The sequence below is a fragment of the Kitasatospora sp. NPDC094015 genome, from assembly GCF_040304075.1.
Lineage (GTDB): Bacteria > Actinomycetota > Actinomycetes > Streptomycetales > Streptomycetaceae > Kitasatospora.
Map to the genome: position 1 here is coordinate 144,100 of NZ_JBEOUL010000011.1, position 17,033 is coordinate 161,132.

The 17,033-nt window shown below is 74.7% G+C and carries 15 protein-coding genes; 11 read left to right on the forward strand and 4 right to left on the reverse strand.

From position 1 onward, the window contains the following. The first annotated feature begins 143 nt into the window (after positions 1-143). The 3 genes from ABT014_RS16540 (at position 144) to ABT014_RS16550 (ending at position 3,039) form a co-directional block, all read left to right on the forward strand. Positions 144-1,175 (forward strand): SCO0930 family lipoprotein, encoded by a 1,032-nt coding sequence (locus ABT014_RS16540; protein WP_350639463.1) that lies wholly within the window; start codon positions 144-146, stop codon positions 1,173-1,175. After that, positions 1,172-1,678 carry a hypothetical protein gene (locus ABT014_RS16545; protein ID WP_350639464.1) on the forward strand — a complete coding sequence of 169 codons (507 nt, stop codon included), beginning with the start codon at positions 1,172-1,174 and terminating at the stop codon, positions 1,676-1,678. The genes ABT014_RS16540 and ABT014_RS16545 overlap by 4 nt, the downstream gene beginning before the upstream one ends. A 533-nt stretch (positions 1,679-2,211) precedes the next feature. After that, the gene (locus ABT014_RS16550) at positions 2,212-3,039 is read left to right on the forward strand and encodes an RNA polymerase sigma factor (protein WP_350639465.1); all 828 of its coding nucleotides are present in this window, start codon (positions 2,212-2,214) and stop codon (positions 3,037-3,039) included. Between the two features lie 77 nt (positions 3,040-3,116). Here ABT014_RS16550 and ABT014_RS16555 read toward each other — a convergent pair whose 3' ends face one another. Next, positions 3,117-4,250 carry a magnesium and cobalt transport protein CorA gene (locus tag ABT014_RS16555; RefSeq protein WP_350639466.1) on the reverse strand — a complete coding sequence of 378 codons (1,134 nt, stop codon included), beginning with the start codon at positions 4,248-4,250 and terminating at the stop codon, positions 3,117-3,119. Positions 4,251-4,475: 225 nt separating this feature from the next. On the opposite strand from ABT014_RS16555, the gene ABT014_RS16560 reads away from it, so the two are divergent. The 7 genes from ABT014_RS16560 to ABT014_RS16590 all read left to right on the forward strand — a co-directional run bounded on the left by ABT014_RS16560 (position 4,476) and on the right by ABT014_RS16590 (position 14,736). Continuing rightward, positions 4,476-4,928 (forward strand): DoxX family membrane protein, encoded by a 453-nt coding sequence (locus tag ABT014_RS16560; protein ID WP_350639467.1) that lies wholly within the window; start codon positions 4,476-4,478, stop codon positions 4,926-4,928. Between the two features lie 161 nt (positions 4,929-5,089). Then, entirely contained in the window at positions 5,090-6,673 is a 1,584-nt protein-coding gene (locus tag ABT014_RS16565; protein WP_350639468.1) for an MFS transporter, read from the forward strand. Positions 6,674-7,235: 562 nt separating this feature from the next. Then, the gene (locus tag ABT014_RS16570) at positions 7,236-9,704 is read left to right on the forward strand and encodes an RICIN domain-containing protein (RefSeq protein ID WP_350639469.1); all 2,469 of its coding nucleotides are present in this window, start codon (positions 7,236-7,238) and stop codon (positions 9,702-9,704) included. Between the two features lie 128 nt (positions 9,705-9,832). Continuing rightward, positions 9,833-10,348, forward strand: coding sequence for a DUF5958 family protein (locus ABT014_RS16575; RefSeq protein ID WP_350639470.1), 516 nt, complete (start codon positions 9,833-9,835; stop codon positions 10,346-10,348). Next, the gene (locus tag ABT014_RS16580; RefSeq protein ID WP_350639471.1) at positions 10,345-10,833 is read left to right on the forward strand and encodes an NUDIX domain-containing protein; all 489 of its coding nucleotides are present in this window, start codon (positions 10,345-10,347) and stop codon (positions 10,831-10,833) included. Before ABT014_RS16575 ends, ABT014_RS16580 begins: the two co-directional genes overlap by 4 nt. A 64-nt stretch (positions 10,834-10,897) precedes the next feature. Continuing rightward, positions 10,898-11,647, forward strand: coding sequence for a hypothetical protein (locus ABT014_RS16585; RefSeq protein WP_350639472.1), 750 nt, complete (start codon positions 10,898-10,900; stop codon positions 11,645-11,647). Positions 11,648-11,832: 185 nt separating this feature from the next. Beyond that, positions 11,833-14,736, forward strand: coding sequence for an ATP-binding protein (locus tag ABT014_RS16590; RefSeq protein ID WP_350639473.1), 2,904 nt, complete (start codon positions 11,833-11,835; stop codon positions 14,734-14,736). Positions 14,737-14,779: 43 nt separating this feature from the next. Here ABT014_RS16590 and ABT014_RS16595 read toward each other — a convergent pair whose 3' ends face one another. Then, complete coding sequence (locus tag ABT014_RS16595) at positions 14,780-15,196, reverse strand: VOC family protein (protein WP_350639474.1); 417 nt, start codon at positions 15,194-15,196, stop codon at positions 14,780-14,782. 10 nt (positions 15,197-15,206) lie between these two features. Next, on the reverse strand, positions 15,207-15,626 hold the full coding sequence (locus ABT014_RS16600) for a helix-turn-helix transcriptional regulator (RefSeq protein ID WP_350639475.1): 420 nt from the start codon (positions 15,624-15,626) through the stop codon (positions 15,207-15,209). Positions 15,627-15,720: 94 nt separating this feature from the next. Here ABT014_RS16600 and ABT014_RS16605 point away from each other — a divergent pair, with 94 nt between their 5' ends. Next, the gene (locus tag ABT014_RS16605) at positions 15,721-16,341 is read left to right on the forward strand and encodes a hypothetical protein (RefSeq protein ID WP_350639476.1); all 621 of its coding nucleotides are present in this window, start codon (positions 15,721-15,723) and stop codon (positions 16,339-16,341) included. A gap of 75 nt (positions 16,342-16,416) precedes the next feature. On the opposite strand, the gene ABT014_RS16610 is transcribed toward ABT014_RS16605, so the two are convergent. Then, a complete protein-coding gene (locus tag ABT014_RS16610; protein WP_350639477.1) occupies positions 16,417-16,983 on the reverse strand; it encodes a GNAT family N-acetyltransferase in 567 nt (188 codons plus the stop codon). Between the last annotated feature and the right edge of the window lie 50 nt (positions 16,984-17,033).

Here is a 17,033-nt window from a genome sequence, read left to right on the forward strand (position 1 = left end):
CCGCGTGCCCGGCCCTTCGCGACCCCGGCCCTTCGCGACCCCGGCCCTTCGCGACCCCGAGTTCCCCTGACCCCGAACCCCTACGACCCCGTGTAGCTGTCCCCGAACGTCCCCGCTCCACCGATGGAAAGGCAAGGAAGACCTTGACCACCACAACGAAACGGTACGGCCTCGTGGCGGCCTGCCTCCTGCTGGCCGGCCTCGTCCTCATGGCGGCCTTCGGGAGCGCCAACAGCAGTGCCAGCACGTCCTACCCGGGCTCCGGCCAGTCCGCCGGCGGCACGCAGCCCGCGGCCGGTGCGTACGGCTCCTACGGTGACTCCGGCGCCTCGGCCGCGGGCGGCGGGGCCAGGCCCGGCGGGCAGCTGGCCGTCCGGCTCGACGACCAGCTCGGCTCGGTCATGACGGACGGTCAGGGCTTCACCCTGTACCGCTTCGACAAGGACACCGCCAAGCCGCCGACGTCCAACTGCTCCGGCACCTGCGCCACCACCTGGCCGCCGGTCCTCAAGGACGGCAGCACCCTGCCGGGCAACGGCATCGACCCCAGCAAGCTCGGCGAGATCACCCGCGCCGACGGCACGCACCAGCTGACGGTCGGCGGCTGGCCGGCCTACCGCTACGCCCAGGACACCGCGCCCGGTGACACCAAGGGCCAGGGCGTGGGCGGCACCTGGAACGCGCTCGCGCCGGACGGATCGAAGGCCAAGGCCGCCGGGGCCGACACCTCCGCGACCCCCGCGCCGACCACCCCCGCGCCGGCCCCGGCGCCCACCGCCACCGCGATGCCGCAGCCGACCCAGCAGGCCGGCGCCAAGGTGCAGCTGTCCGTCATGGTCCACCCCCAGCTCGGCCCGATCATGGTGGACTCGGCCGGCCGGACCCTCTACCACTACGGGAAGGACACCGCCTGGCCGATGCGCTCCAACTGCGAGGGCCAGTGCCTGAAGACCTGGATGCCGGCCGCGCCGGTGGACGCCGACAAGATCAAGGGCGTCGACCCGAAGCTGGTCGGCAAGATGCAGCGGCCGGACGGCACCTGGCAGCTGAGCATCAACTGCACGCCGGCCTACGTCTACTCGGGCGATCAGGGTTACGGTGACGCCCTCGGCAACGGGATCGACGGCCAGTGGTCGGCCATCAACCCGTCGGGCAAGCCGGCCACCGGCAAGTGAGCGCCGGGGGCGGCGCCCTGACGGCAGCCGGGCCCGCCGCGGCCGACATCGCGCCGGTCGGTACCACCCGCTCCCTGCGCACCGCGTTCCAGTGGTCCGCGCTGGCCGTCCTGTTCCTCCTCGGGGTGCTCGAACTCTTCGGTGGCACAGGCGGGTTGGTGGGATCCTCGCGAGCGGCGGAACCCTCCGCCGGCACGAGTTCGGTGGAGACGCTGGCCCGGCGGATCGGCTGCACGGCGGAGATCACCGCCACGACGGCCGACCTGCGGCAGGGGGTGTGCACCTCGGCCGGGGAGGAGATCTGGATCGCCACCTTCCCGAACTCCGGTGCCCGGGACTCCTGGACGACCGAGGCCAAGGCCTACGGGGGCTCGTACCTGGTCGGTGACGGCTGGGCGGTGGTCCTCTCCGAGAGCACGGCGGACCTGCTGCACGGGCTGCTCGGTGGGGAGATCGTGAACGGCGTCGACCACACCGGTCACGCGCAGGCCGCCGGCGGCTGACCGCCGACCCGGCGACGAGACGAGAGGTGGACGAGAGCAGGAGGCGAGGGTTCCCGCCGGCGCAGGCCGGCGGGAACCCTCGCCGTTTTCCGTTCCCGGACGAAGCAGACAACTGACGCCCTGTCAGTTAATCGTCTTCGCAGGTCGGTTCAACCATGCGAAAGCTGTATGAAGTTTTGTGTTATCAGCCCGAGATCTAACTTGACGCGGCCTTGCCATCGCGCTGACCGGCCCGGCGGCTCCGTCGGCGGGCGGTGCGGCACCCTGCGGAGCCGGTGCGTGACCCCGCACGCGGATTCCCCACATTCGGATCCGGAATCACCGGATGCGCGCTCGGCCGGCGGACTGTTGCCCGGAAACACGTGGGGCTGGTGTGCTGTGGCTCTTCCTGCCACACCGTCCCGACGGCCCGAGCAGCAGGCCGCCGGCGATGCCCTTCGTCCGGGAAGTTCCCCGTCCCGATCCGTGCGCCCCCGCGCCGGCCGGGTCCGCGAACTCCCCGCCAGGAGAAGGCCCGACCTGAGGAGGAACCCGTGACCCTTCGTACCACGACCCGCGAGTCGTCGCTCAGCGAGCTGAGCGACGCCGAACTCGCGGCGGCGCTTCCCGCCTCGCCCGCGGCCGGCAGCTCCCGCTCCCGGATCCGGGAGGTGATGGCCGAGGTGTTCAGCCGTCACCACGGCGCCGTGCTCGCCTACGCCCGCGGCTACTGCCGCGACCCGCAGACCGCCCAGGACCTCGCCGCCGAGGCCTACGCCAGCACCTACCTCTCGGTGGCCCGCGGCAGCGGCCCGCGGCACGCGTGGCGCCCCTACCTGATGGCGTGCGTGCGGCGCACCGCGATGGAGTGGAGCGTCCAGAGCCGCGACCGGGTGGTGCTGACCGAGGACTTCAACGCCTGGGCCGAGCGGCTGGCCGACAGCGCGGAGCCGGACGGCGAGCTGCTGGCGGCGGAGGAGGCGGCACTGGTCGCCAGGGCCTACCGGGCGCTCCCCGAGCGGTGGCAGGTGCTGCTCTGGTTCCTGGTGGTGGAGGGCGAGCCCGCCACCACCGTGGCGCAGCGGATGAGCATGACGCCGAGCGGGGTGCGCTCGCTGGCGGCCCGGGCCCGGGAGGGGCTGCGCGAGGCGTACCTGCGCGCGCACGTCGACGAGGGGACCGCCCAGGAGTGCCGCTACTTCACCTCGCTGCTGGCCGGCGCGGTCCGCCGGCCCGGGCGGCGGCGCGGCCGCGAGCTGGCCCGGCACCTGGAGGAGTGCGCGGGCTGCGTGCGGGTGGCCGAGGAGTTCCGGGCGGCGAACCACCGGATCGTGCCCTCGCCGCTGGTGGCCGTGCGCGCCGAGGCGGTGCGGCCCTGTTGAGCACGGGGGGTGCGGTCGCGGGCGGCCGGTCGGCGGGGAGCGCGGCCCTGCGGCCGGCGCGGACGGGGGCCGGCGGGTCAGCGGGGACGGGGGCCGCCGGGGTGCGGGCCACCGCGGTGGGGGCCGGACGGGGGGCCCTGACCGGCCGGCCCGGCCCGGGGGGCCTGCGGGTCCTGGCCGGGCGCGCCGGCGCCGTCCGCCTCGCGCGCCTGCGGCGCTGGGCGGCGGCGCTGGTGACGCAGCCACAGGTACAGCGCCACGCACGGCAGCAGCAGGCCGACCACGCTGAGCGTGAGGAAGGCCCCGAAGCCGCTGATCCGGTCGACCAGCCAGCCGAAGTTCTGGCCGAAGAAGCCCACCACGAAGGAGAGCGGCAGGAACACCGTCGCGACGATCGTCAGCCGCTCCATGGTCGCGCTCTGTCGCAGGTTGATGGTGTTCTGCTCGACCGAGATCACCGCGATGTTCGCCTCCAGCACCGTGGTCAGCAGGTCGCGCTGGGCGGCGACCTCCTCGTTCACCAGCAGCAGGTGGTCGTGCACGTCCCGGAAGTAGGGCAGCAGCTCGCCCGGCGTCCGGCCGGGCTGGAGCCGGCGGGCGAGCACGGCGAGCAGCGGGTGCACGGCGCGGTAGAAGTCGGTGGCCTCCCGGCGCAGGAAGTAGATCCGCTCGGTCGGGGCGATCGTGCCGGAGAACACCGTCGCCTCGATCTGGCCGATGTCGTGGTCGAGTTCGGCGACCACCGGCGCGTAGCCGTCCACCACCTGGTCCAGGATCGCCCACAGGGTGGACGCGCTGCCGGCCCGCAGCAGTTCCGGGCGGCGTTCGAGCCGGCTGCGGGCGCCGGCCAGCTCGCTGGCGATGCCCTGCCGGACCGTGATCACGAAGTGCTCGGCGAGGAAGACGCTGATCTCGCCGGTGTCCACCTCCTCGCGCTCGTCGTCGTAGCGCGCGGTCCGCAGGATGATCAGCTCGGTGCCGTCCTCGTACTGCTCCGCCTTCGGCCGCAGGTGGAAGGCCTGGGCGTCCTCGACGGCGAGCTCGTGCAGGCCGAACACCTCCCGTACCCGGTCCAGCTCCTCGGCGGCCGGTTCGAACATGCCGAGCCACACGAAACCACCGGGCTCGCACCGGGCGGCCGCCTGCTCCAGCGGGATCGGGCCCTCCTGCTGGCGGTGCCCGTCGCGGTAGTGCGCGCAGTCGACGATCATGGCCTTCCTCCTCGCGTCCGGCCGGTCGGCCGCCCGCGGCGCGGCGCGCCGTACCCGCGCCCGAGCACCCCACCGCTCCAGATCCTCCTCCGGTCCGGCCGGAATGTCCCCGCGAGCGCCCGGCCCGCGGCGAGCCTGCCGGAGGCCGGCCGGTCCGGGAGGGGTCGGGCCGCCGATCGCGGGCATACGCGGCAGCAGGAGACCTCCAGAAGGGCGGCACCCGCGATGTCCCTCATCAGAGCCACGGCCCGGCCGTTGCAGGCCTCGATGTTCCTGTACGGCGGCCTCGGCGCGCTGCGCAGACCGGACCGGGTGGCGGCCGCCGCCGAACCGGTGGTCCGCACGCTGGCCGGCCAGGTCCCGGTGGTGCCCCGCGACACCGTCACCGCGATCCGCCTGAACGCGGGGGTCCAGGTGGTGGCCGCACTGGCCCTCGCCACCGGCCGGGCCACCCGGCTGTCCGCGCTCGCGCTGGCCGCCACGCTGGTCCCGGTGACCTGGGCCGGGCACCGGTTCTGGGCGGCCGAGGACGAGGCGGAGCGTGCCCGGCAGCGCATCCACTTCTTCAAGAACCTCTCCATGCTCGGCGGCCTGCTGGTCACCGCCGCCGACAACGGCGCCGGCCCGACCCTGGCCTGGCGGGCCCGGCACGGCCTGCACCGGGCCACCGGGAGCTGACGGCCCGACCCCCCCGCACGTCCTGGCACCCTCACCACGCACGCCCTGGCACCGCGCCGGCCGACCGGGCCGCCGGTGCCAGGCGTGCGTTCGCCGGCTCGGGGCAGACGGAGGTCGCATCCGGGCAGTCCGCCCGGCGCGGGAACCGCAGGGAGGGACCCATGGCCGCACACCCATCACCGCACGCCCGGCCGGCCGCCGACGGAGCGCAGCCCCCGCCGCAGGCCGAGGACGCGCCGATCCGTACCGACGTGCCCGCCCGGCTCGACCGGCTGCCCTGGGCACGCTGGCACTGGCGGATCGTGATCGGGCTGGGGACGGTCTGGATCCTCGACGGCCTCGAGGTCACCGTGGTCGGCAACATGGCCGGGCGGCTGGCCGAGTCCGGCAGTGGCATCGACATCAGCACGGCGCAGGTCACCACCGTCGCCGCGGCGCTCTACGTGGCCGGTGCGTGCGCCGGCGCGCTGTTCTTCGGCCGGCTGGCCGACCGGCTCGGCCGCAAGCGGCTGTTCATGGTGACGCTCGCCGTCTACCTGGCCGCCACGGCGGTGACCTCGCTGTCCTGGACGGCCTGGTTCTTCTTCCTGTGCCGGTTCCTCACCGGTTTCGGCATCGGCGGCGAGTACGCGGCGATCAACTCCGCGATCGACGAGCTCATCCCGGCTCGCGTCCGGGGCCGGATCGATCTGGTGATCAACGGCAGCTTCTGGCTGGGGGCGGCGCTCGGCGCCTTCGCCTCGATCGCCCTGCTGAACACGGACCTGTTCGCCACCGACGTCGGCTGGCGGCTCGCCTTCGCGATCGGCGTGGTGCTCGGCCTGGTCATCCTGCTGGTGCGCCGGCACGTGCCGGAGAGCCCGCGCTGGCTGTTCTCGCGCGGACGCGCGCAGGAGGCCGACGAGTTGGTCGCCGAGGTGGAGCGGACGGTGACGGAGCAGACCGGGACGCCGCTCCCGGAACCCTCGGGCAGCATCCTGATCCGGCCGCGCGGCCCGGTCGGATTCGTCACCCTGGCCCGCACGGTGACCCGCAGCTACCCGCGGCGCACGGTGCTCGGCCTCGCCCTGTTCATCGGACAGGCCTTCCTCTACAACGCGGTGACCTTCGGCTACGCGGCGATCCTGGCCACCTTCTTCCAGGTGCCGGAGGGCGACACCGGCTACTACTTCGTGGTGATCGCGGTCGGGAACTTCCTCGGCCCGGTGCTGCTCGGCCACCTCTTCGACTCGGTGGGCCGCAAACCCATGATCACCGGGACCTACGTCGGCTCGGGGGTGCTGCTGTTCGTCACCGCGTACCTGTTCCAGCAGGGGCAGTTGAGCGCGGTGACCATGACGGCCTGCTGGACGGCCGTGCTCTTCCTGGCGTCCGCCGGTGCGAGCGCCGCGTACCTGACCGTCAGCGAGATCTTCCCGCTGGAGACCAGGGCACTGTGCATCGCGCTGTTCTACGCGGTGGGCACGGCGATCGGCGGGATCACCGGCCCGCTCATCTTCAACGGGCTGGTGAGCAGCGGGACTCCGTCGGACACCACGCTCGCCTTCTGCATCGGCGCCGGCCTGATGACGCTCGCCGGGCTGGTGGAGGCGGCCATCGGGGTGCGCGCGGAGCGGCGCAGCCTGGAGGAGCTGGCCCGGCCGCTCAGCGAGGTGCCCGAGGACGAGGCGCCCGAGGACGAGGTGTCCGGGGGCGGTGCGGCGGCCGGAGGTGCGGCGGCGAGTCCCGCGGCGGCGGGCGGCTGACCGGTCCGGCCGGGGGGTGGACGGGCATCCGGGGCCTCTCTCGTACGCGGGCGGCGGTGGGCGGGTCGGGCGGGTCGGGGCGCGAGTAGGTGAGTGGGGCGCGGGGGCCCGGGCACGCACCCCGGGTCCTCGCGAGCGCCGGCCACCACCGTGGTCCGCGCCTGTCCGCCAGCCTGACCAGCGCGAGAGCCGTCGTCAACGGACAGCCGTGGGCCGGACTTGGACTTTCGTCGCGCCACCGGGGAGCCCGCCGCGGGTCTCTTGACTTCCCGCCCCGGGTGCTGTCACGGTCGTCACCACGTTGCTCGAAGCCCCCAGGAAACGAGCAGCTTGTTGCAAGCCCGCCGCCGCGGGTGTTCGCACGACCGGTCGCCACGGCCACCGCGCCAGGTCCGCACGCCTGGCCGCCGCGGCGCGCACCGATCGGGCTTCCGTCACCCCCGCGAGCCGGCCCGGCCGGCCCGTCCCCCCTGCCCGTCCGCCGCGGCGGCCGGTCCGGGACGCGGCCCGCCGCCCGTGCGGCGGTTCCCCCACGCCCTGCGTCGCCACCGAAGGAGTACCCGTGTCCTCCCCTGCCCGTCGCGCCCCGGCGGCCGTGCTCGCCGCCGCCGTCCTGACGCTGTCCGGTCTCTTCGCGCCACCCGCCTCGGCGACCCCGCCCGCCGCCACCTACACGATCGGCGTCGGCGCGCCGGTCCGGTACGCGCACCCGACCGACACCCCGGCGTCCACCTTCGTCGACAAGGACGGCACCTTCTGGTTCCAGCAGTCCGCCGCCCTCTACGGCGCGAGCGATCCCCGGTACTGGGACTTCTTCACGGGGACCGACTTCGACACCGCCACCCGTTCCGGCGCGGTCAGTGACGCCGTGAACCCCGCCAACGCCAACGACCGCAACAACGACACCACCTGGCGCTGCAACAACAGCCCGACCGGTATGGCGGCGACCTACTCGACCGGCAACGCCAGCTACTCGCAGAAGAACTACTGCGACCTGTCGGGCGTCTGGGTCGACCCGGACACCGGCGATTGGTACGGGCTGGTGCACAACGAGTTCACCCCGTCGCCGTTCTCCGACGGCATCCACTTCGACGCCATCGACTACGCGGTCTCCACCGACCAGGGCCGGACCTGGACCATCAAGGACCACGTGCTCACCTCGCCGTACTCCACCAAGCGCGGCGACAGCGCCCAGTTCCCCAACCAGACGTACTCCTACGGCGACGGCGACCAGCGCCTGTTCGTCGACACCGCCTCGGGCTACTTCTACGTCTTCTACGGCTCGCGCATCGTCGAGAAGGGCGGCAACTGGACCGACAGCCTGGCCCACGTCGCCCGCGCCCCGATCTCCGCCAAGATGGCGCCCGGCTCCTGGCAGAAGTGGTACGACGGCGCCTGGTCGCAGCCCGGTGTGGGCGGCCTGGAGAGCAACCAGGTCCCGGTGGACGCCGCCGGCAGCACCGGATTCACCCCCGTCGCCGGCGACTACAACCCCGCCAACACCGGCACCGCCGCCCAGCAGATCGCGGCCGGCAAGCTGCCCTCGAAGTCGCCGCTGTTCGTGATGAACATCGCCTACAACGCCTACCTGCGGCTGTACATCGGCGAGCCGGAGGCCGTGTCCGGGGTCGCGCCGCAGCGCTTCTACGTCACCGACGACCTCTCCAGCCAGAAGTGGCACCTGATCGGCGACACCGGCGGCTACACCACCAACTCCTGGTACCGCTGGTTCCTCGACGGCGCCAACCGGACCAACTCCACCATCGTCGGCAAGAGCTTCCGCTCGTACTGCGCGTTCGAGTGCGCGGGCGGGGCCTCCGGGGAGTACGTGGACATCACGCTCGGCGCCTCCGCCCGGGTGGCCGCGCCGGTCGACGAGACCAAGGCGTACCGGATCAGCAGCGCGGGCGGCCGGGTGCTGGCCCAGGTGTCCGGCGGTTCGGGCACCACCTCGCTGGCGGCGGCCACCGGATCTGCGCTGGAGTCGTGGGTGTTCGCGGGCAACGGCGACGGGTCCTACCGGGTCGTCAACTCCTCGACCGGCCAGCTGCTCGGCGTCGACTCCGGCGCCGTCGCGGGGCGGGCCTGGGGCGCCCGGCCGACCGTCACCGCCGCCGGTCCGAGCGGACCGGTCGTCGGCCAGCAGTGGTTCGTCGTGCCCGGCACCTCGGCGGGCAACGTGCCCGACGGGACGTACCGGCTGGTCAACCGCTACAGCGGGCTGGTGATCGGCCTGTCCTCGACCACCGGCCGGCTCGCCGAGACCACGCCCACCCGCAGCTGGAGCGACACCACCGGCAGCGCGGTCGGCGCGGCCCGCACCCCGGGCGAGCAGACCCTGACGCTCACCCCGGCGGGTGCGGCCCCCGAGACCGTCACCGTCACCGCCCCCGGCAACCAGTCCGGCAAGCTCGGCACCGCCGTCTCGCTCCAGCTCGCCGCCACCGATTCGGCCGGCAAGGCGCTGACCTTCTCCGCCACCGGGCTGCCCGCCGGCCTGTCGATCAGCCCGGCCGGGCTGATCACCGGCACCCCGACCACCGCCGGGTCCGCCACCGTCACGGTGAACGCCACCTCCGGCACCGCCACCGGGTCCACCACCTTCACCTGGACGGTCAACCCGGCGCTCGCCGGCACCCACACCCTCCAGGCCGGCGGCAAGGCGCTCGACGACCCGAACCACTCGACCGCCCAGGGCACCCAGCTCATCACCTGGACCCCGAACACCGGCAGCAACCAGAAGTGGGTCTTCACCCAGCAGGCGGACGGCAGCTACCAGATCGTCAACGCGCTCTCCAACCTCTGCATGGACGTCAACGGCGGCTCCACCGCGCCCGGCGCCCAGATCATCCAGTGGGCCTGCACCGGCGGCGCCAACCAGCACTGGGTGGTCACCCCCGTCACCGGCGGCTACACGGTCACCTCCCAGGCCACCGGACTCCTGCTGACCACCGCCTCCACCTCCGACGGCGCCCTGGTCACGCAGCAGCCCGCCACCGGCTCCACCCTCCAGCGCTGGACCATCGCCTGACCGAACCGCACCCCCCAGGGCCCCGCGGCCACCCCGCGGGGCCCTGCCCGCGCTCCGGTCACCCGTCGCGATCTGCTTCGATGACCCCACGGGGTCCCCGGCCCCAACCGGGTCGCGGAGGTTGACGGATGGACGAGCGCACGGTCCTGTTGAACGGACTCGCGCAGGGGCTGCGCCCGCTCGCGCACGGTGTCGCGTGGTTCGAAGCCCTGCCTCCCGAGGGCCAGTTCGAAGTCCTGCGGGATCTGGGCGAATACTGCCTCCAGGCGGGCGCGACGGTGGAGGACGGGCCCGAGAGCGTGCGACTCGCCGGTCTTCGGCCCACGCATACTCCGGCGGTGCTGGTCACCCGTGGGCAGTTGGCCGGGCAGTTGACAAAGATCGTCAACCTGCCGCAGGACGAGCGGGTGAAGGCGTTCCGGCTGCTGGTCGCGCTGCTCGGGGTGGCGGACAGGCGCCGCCGCGAGCGGTTCTGCGCCGACGGGTGCACCCATGCTTGGCACCTGTCGGCGGCCTGGGCCGATCCGGAAGCCCGGGCGCCTTCCGAGCTCCCGGCCCGGCAACGTGAGCAGGGCTTGGACGTGGCCGAGCAGGACGGCCGCGCGGCCAGGAAGATCAGCCACCACCACCAGGAGCTGCTGTGACCGTCACCTCGCCCGAGTTCGTAGCCGGTCTGGTGGCCGACGCCGAAGCCGCCGGCATCACCCGCTTCGTCGCCGCCGCCGTGATCGAGCACGACGGCCGGGTCCTGCTCGTGCGGCGCCGCCCCGACGACTTCATGGGCGGGATGTGGGAGATTCCCTCCGGAACGGTCGAGACCGGCGAGAGCGTCCTGGCCGCCCTCCACCGGGAGACCGCGGAGGAGACCGGCCTGACCATCGACCGGGTCACCGGCTACCTCGGCCACTTCGACTACCGCAACAGCCGGGGCGGCACCACCCGCCAGTTCACCTTCGCCGTCACCGTCGGGGCGACCGGGCCGGTCGTCCTCACCGAACACGACGCCCACCGGTGGGCGCGCCCGGGCGCCCTTCCCGAGGTCAGTGACGCGGTCCGCGACCTGATCTCCGCGAGTCGGGCCGTCGACCGCCGGCCCGGCCCCACGGAGCCGCACCTACCGCGAACCTAGCGCCCTGCTGCACGCACCCGGCAGGACCGTGGGAGTGTCGGCGGAGCCTGAGAGACTCCCGTCCGTGCTGATCAAGGGATATGACCTCGGGCCGCTGGTCGCGGGCGAGTGGCTGCTCGAGCGGGCCGGGTTCTGGTCGAATCACCTCCTGGCCATGTGCCGGTTCACCGGGGGAGAGGTCCGGCCGTCACCCGAGTGGTTCGGGGTCGACGGCGCGGACACCGATGCCGTGGCCGATGTCCTCCTGGACGATCGGGCCTGGCCGGTGCTGCGCATCCCGTTCCAGGGCGGTCACAGCGCGGTTGTCGTCCAGCGGAACCTCGTCGGTGACTTCGGGACGGACTTCCTGCTGGCCCGACCGGGCTGGCCTCGGGCCGAGGTACTCGCCGGCGTCGGCGGTGACCGGTACGGTCCCGGGCTGTCCTGGCGCGACCTGGTGCACCTGGCCGAGACGCCCGACCCGGCCGTACCCGGGGTGCAGGACAGCGAGGCCCGACTCCTCCTGCTGCTGCCGATCCTCGCCGACGACGAGTTGCCGCCGGACGCCCCGTCACGAGTGGGCGCCGCTCTCACGGCCGTCGGAGCGCCCGACGACACCGCCCGGCGCACGGCCGAGCATCTCCTGCGCAACAGAAGGCCTGCAGCGCGGGGCTGTGACGACGCCGACTCCCCGCTGAGCGGTGGCAGCCCTCGGCGCACCGGGGCGGACCCGGACGCATCGGCGGTGCTGTGGGCGCTCGACCTCACCCGCTCGCAGAGCGATGCGCTCGCCGATGCCCTGGGGAGTCCGGCTCTGCCGGCGTCGGCCTGGTGAGGGCCGTGCGGGCCCGGGCGCCGGTCGCCGCCCGCGGCACCGGTCCGGGCGGTTCCCGGCCGCACCTACCGCGAACTTAGCGTCCCGTTACACGCACCCGGCAGGATCGGGTCGGCGCCGTACGGGCGCCGCCGGCCCGGTGAACCGTCGGGGCGGACCCCCCACTGGCACCCCTTGAGCACCTCATGCCCGATCTCCCCGTCCCGTCGCCCGCCCCCGACCCGTCGCGCCCGGGCGCCCCGGCCGCGTACCCCGGTGATCCCGTGCTGATCGGCCGGGAGCGGGAACTCGCCGCCCTGCTGGCCCTGGTGGAGCAGGACACCGGGCGCGGGAGCTTCGTCCTGGTGCACGGTGACCCCGGCAGCGCCAAGAGCGCCCTGCTGCGGGAGGTGCTCGGGCGGGCCCGGCGGCGCGGGGCCGTGGTGCTGTCCGCCGGCGCGGACCCGTTGGAGAGCGGGGTGGACTTCGGCGTGGTGCGCCAGCTGTTCGAACACGCCGTCCGCATCGATCCGGCGGGCGGTCAGGACGCCCTGCTCGCAGGGCCGGCGGCGCCCGCCGCGGCCGCCCTGACCGACCCCGACCCCACCACCGCCGCCGCTGCCCCCGGCGCCGAGATGGCGACCCTGCACGGGCTGTACTGGCTGGTCGCGCGCCTGGCCGCCCGCGGCCGCCTGGTGCTGGCGATCGACGACCTCCAGTGGGCCGACCGGGCCACCCTGCGCTGGCTCCAGTGCCTGCTGCGCCGGGCCGACGACCTGCCGGTGGTGGTGGTCGCCACCCTCGGGCCGATGCCGGCGCCGCCCGACACGGACGTCCTCAGCCGGGTGGTCGCGCTCTTCCGGCACCGGCTCGCCCTCGGCCCGCTCGACGCCGCAGCCGTCGCCGCCGTGGTCGAGGAACTCCTCGGCGCCCCCGGGGACGAGCCGTTCCGTGCCGCCGCCAGGGCCGCGACGGGCGGCAACCCGTACCTGCTGCACTGCCTGCTGCGCTCGGTCGCGGCGGCCGGCCACCCCCCGGACGCGGCAGCCGTGGCCCGGCTCGCCGAGCACCTACCGGGGGAGGTGGCGCGCGCCGTCCGCTCGCTGGTCACGGCCGTCGGCCCGGACGCGGAGGTGGTCGCCCGGGCCGCCGCCGTGCTCGGCGGCGCCCCCGCCGTCGACCTGGTCGCCCATGTCACCGGACGGTCCGAACCGGCCGTGCAGGACGCCGTGCACCTGCTGGAGCGGGCCGCCCTGATGGTCCGGACCGAGGAGAGCGCGGCCTTCGCCTGCCCGCTGATCGGCGCCGCCGTCGCCGGCGAGGTGCTGCCCAGCGCCCGCCAGCAGGTGCACGCCCGCGCCGCCGAACTGCTGCTCTCGCGCGGTGCGCCGGTACGCGAAGTGGCGGCGCACGCCCGGCCCGCCCCGCTCGGCCTGCCCTGGGTGCCCGACCTGCTGTGCCGGGCCGCCGCCGAGGCCGTCCGGGACGGCGAGCCCGAGCGCGCCGCCACCCTGCTCCGGCGCCTCCTGCGCGAGCCGCTGGACGACCGGGCCCGGGCCACCGCGCTGATCGGCCTCGGCGAGGCGGGGCTGGCGTGCGACGTGGCGACGGCCGTCGACCACCTGCGCCAAGGCCTGGACCTTTCCCACGACCCGGCGGAGCGGACCGCCGCGGCCCGCCGCCTGGCGGGCGCGCTGTTCGCCCTGGACCGCTACCCGGACGGGCTCGATCTGCTCCGGCACACCGCCGCGTCACTGCGCGGCACCGACCCCGGCCGGGCGCTGCGGCTGGAGATCGACCTGATCTACGCCGGCCTGCACGAGGCCGCCTCCGCCCCCGCCGTGCTGCCCCGGCTGATGGAGCTGCGGCTGTCCGACGCGGCCGGCACCCCGGTCGAACGGCCGCTGGCCGCCCTGCTCGGCCTGCGCGCGATCATGCGCGGGGAGTCGCCCGCCGAGGCCGTGGACCTGGCCCGGCTGGCGCTGAGCCACGGCATGAACCCGCCCGACGACGAGTCCTTCGTCTACGCGGGCGCCGTGCTGTTCCTGGGCTCGGCCGGCGAGACCGAGCTGGCGCTCGACCACGCCGACGCCGCGGTGGCCCGGGCCCGGGAGCAGGGCTCGGCCTTCACCCTCGCGCACAGCAGCATCATCCGGGCCTGCGTCTACGGGCAGCTCGGCCGGGTGCTGGACTGCCGGACGGAGGCGGAGGCCGCGCTGCGCACCCTGCGGGAGATCGGGGTCGACCCCGGCCACGCCCACAGCGTGCTCGCGACGGCCGCGCTGACCGACGCGCTGCTCAAGCAGGGCCACGTCGAGCAGGCCCGCGCCCGGCTCGAACACAGCGGCCTGGCCGGGGAGTTGAACGGGCACTGGATCACCGACTACGTCCAGCTGGTCCGCGCCCAGGTGCACGCCGCGCAGGGCCGGCCCGCCGAGGCACTCGCCGACCTCCGGGCCTGCGGCGGGCGGACCGAGGCCCGCGGCCTGCCCTGCCCGTGGATCTACCCCTGGCGCTCCGAAGCGGCGCTGGTCCACCTCACCCTCGGCGAGCGGGACGCGGCCCGGGAGCTGGCCGGGCAGGAGCTGGCACTCGCCCGGCGCTGGGGGGTGCCCGAGGCCGTCGGCGCGGCGCTGCGCGCGCTGGCGCTCGCCACCGGCGGCCAGCAGGGCCTGGAGCTGCTGCGCGAGGCGGTACGGATGCTGGAGGGCAGCCCGGCCCGCTTCCGGCACGCCCAGGCGCTCGCCGACCTCGGCGCCCAGCTGCGCCGCTCCGGGCGGGTCGCGGAGGCCCGGGGCCACCTGAAGGAGGCGGCCACCGCGGCGCACGGCCTCGGCGCCGCCGCGGTCGCCGACCGCGCCCTCGCGGAGCTGCGGGCCGCCGGGGACCGTCCGCGCACCCGCACCTTCCAGGGGGTGGCGGCGCTCACCCCGAGCGAGCACCGGGTGGCGGTGCTGGCCGCCGAGGGCCTGTCCAACCGCGAGATCGCCGAGCACCTGTTCGTAGGGCTGCGCACCGTGGAGGTGCACCTGACGAACGGTTACGGCAAGCTCGGCATCGACGGCCGCCCGGGCCTCGCCGAGGCGCTGGCCGCCCCCGCCGGGCCCTGAGCGGCCCCACCGCCCCTGAGCAGCAGCCACCCGGCCCGGCCGGTCACCTGCCGCGCGGCTGGGTGAACCTCAGCAGGTTGCCGGCCGGGTCGCGGAAGGCGCAGTCGCGCACGCCGTACGGCTGGTCCATCGGCTCCTGGAGCACCTCGGCGCCGGCCGCGCTGATCCGCTCGAAGGTGGCGTCGCAGTCCTCGGTCCGGAAGATGACGCCGCGCATCATGCCCTTGGCCAGCAGCTCGGCGGCGGCCTGCCGGTCGGCGGCCGGGGCGTGCGGGTCCGCCAGCGGCGGCTCCAGGACGATCTCCACGTCCGGCTGCGAGGGCGAGCCGACGGTGACCCAGCGCATCCCCTCGAAGCCGACGTCGTTGCGCACCTCCAGACCGAGCACGTCGCGGTAGAAGGCGAGCGCCTTGTCGTGGTCGTCGACGGCGATGAAACACTGCGAGAGCTTGAGATCCATGCCCGTCACGCTACGGATCGCCGGCGGGTTTCGCTGCTCCGTTCCGGATCGGCCTGGTGTACATCTTGGCGATGCAGGCCGGGATGGCGGCCCCGTCCGCGTGGTCGCGGGCCCGGTACGCGCTCGGGCTCTCGCCGACCAGCTCGGTGAACCGCGAGCTGAACGAGCCGAGCGAGGTGCAGCCGACCTCCATGCAGACCTCCGTGACCGTCAGGTCGCCGCGCCGCAGCAGCGCCTTCGCGCGCTCGATCCGGCGGGTCATGAGGTAGCTGTACGGCGTCTCGCCGAACGCGGCGCGGAAGCTGCGCGAGAAGTGGCCCGGTGACATCAGCGCGACCCGGGCCAGCGCCGGGACGTCCAGCGGCTGCGCGTAGTCGCGGTCCATCCGGTCGCGGGCCCGGCGCAGCCGGACGAGGTCGGAGAGGGGCACACCCGACACGGTACAGACCCGCCCGGCGGACCGGGCGCACGGCACCCGCCCCGAGGTCCGGCCACCGGGCGCCCGGGTGCGGGAGCATGCCGTCATGGACATCGCTACGCATGTACGCACCCGCCGCGCCCTGCACGCCGTGGCGGAACTGGTGCTGGCCGGCCCGCAGCTGCGCGCCAGCGGCACGATCCGGCTGCGCGCCTCCCTCGGCGGCTTCGCCACCCGGGCCGACCCCGACCTCCAGGTGGTCGGCGCGGACCTGGTCTCACCCGGGCAGCGGATCTTCCTGGAGCGGACCAGCTGCGCCGAGCTGGCCGGGCAGCTCGGGATCACCGCCGGCGCCCCCGAAGGGCTCTACCCGGACGGGTCCGGCGTGCGCCCGGACGAGGTGATCGAGACCGATCCGGCCGCGGCGCGCCGGATCGCGCACGCCTTCGCGGTCGGCGACGCGGCGCTGCGCCGACTGCTGCCGCAGGCCGATCCGGTGATCTGGCCGGAGCACTTCGACATCGGTGCGACCGCCGACGAGGTCAACTACGGCGTCAGCCCGGGCGACGACTTCCAGGCCGAGCCGTACGCCTACGTGGGCCCGCACGCGCCGCGCCGGGGCGCGTTCTGGAACGCGCCGTTCGGCGCGGTGGCCACCGTCGAGGAGCTCGGCGGGATGGACGGCGTGCTGGCCTTCTTCGAGCGCGGCCGGGAGCTGACCGCCTGACGGCCACTCCCAGGACGGCCGGGCGGCCGAGCGGACGGTGGCCGGGCGGCCGGGCCGAGGGGCGGCCGCCGGTGCTCAGTCGGGGAGGTCGCCCGGCCGGACCCGGTAGACCTGGAGGCTCAGCCCGTAGTACTTGCTGGTCTCCCCGACCCAGCGCATGCCCAGCCGCTTGGACATCGCGATGGCGCGCGCGTTGTTCGGCCGGGCGACCGCGAACAGTTCCTCGGCGTCGTGGGTGAAGGCCCAGGCGATCAGCGCCCGGCCGGCCTCGGTGGCGTAGCCGTGCCCCCACGCGCCGGGGGCAAGCTGCCAGCCCATCTCGAGGTCGTCCTCGAAGGGCGGCAGCAGCCGGATCCCCAGCCCGCCGACCACCTTGCCGTCCTCGCGGCGCTGCACCGCCCAGCGCCCGCGCGGCGGGGCGAGGTTCGGCTGCGCCTCCTGCCAGGCCCGCAGCACCGCCCGCATCGCCGCCAGGTCGGCGACCTGTTCCATCACCGGCGTGAGCCAGTGCGCGACGTCCGGCGACCCGTAGATCGCCAGGGCGTCCTCGGCGTCGTCGACCGACCAGTCCCGGACGATGAGCCGATCGGTGGTCAACGGGATGCCCATCGCCGGTACCTCCTCGGTGTCCCTGCTGGCCATGATGCCCCCGCCGGCCCGCGGCCGCGAGGAGGGCGGCACCCGGCACCCGG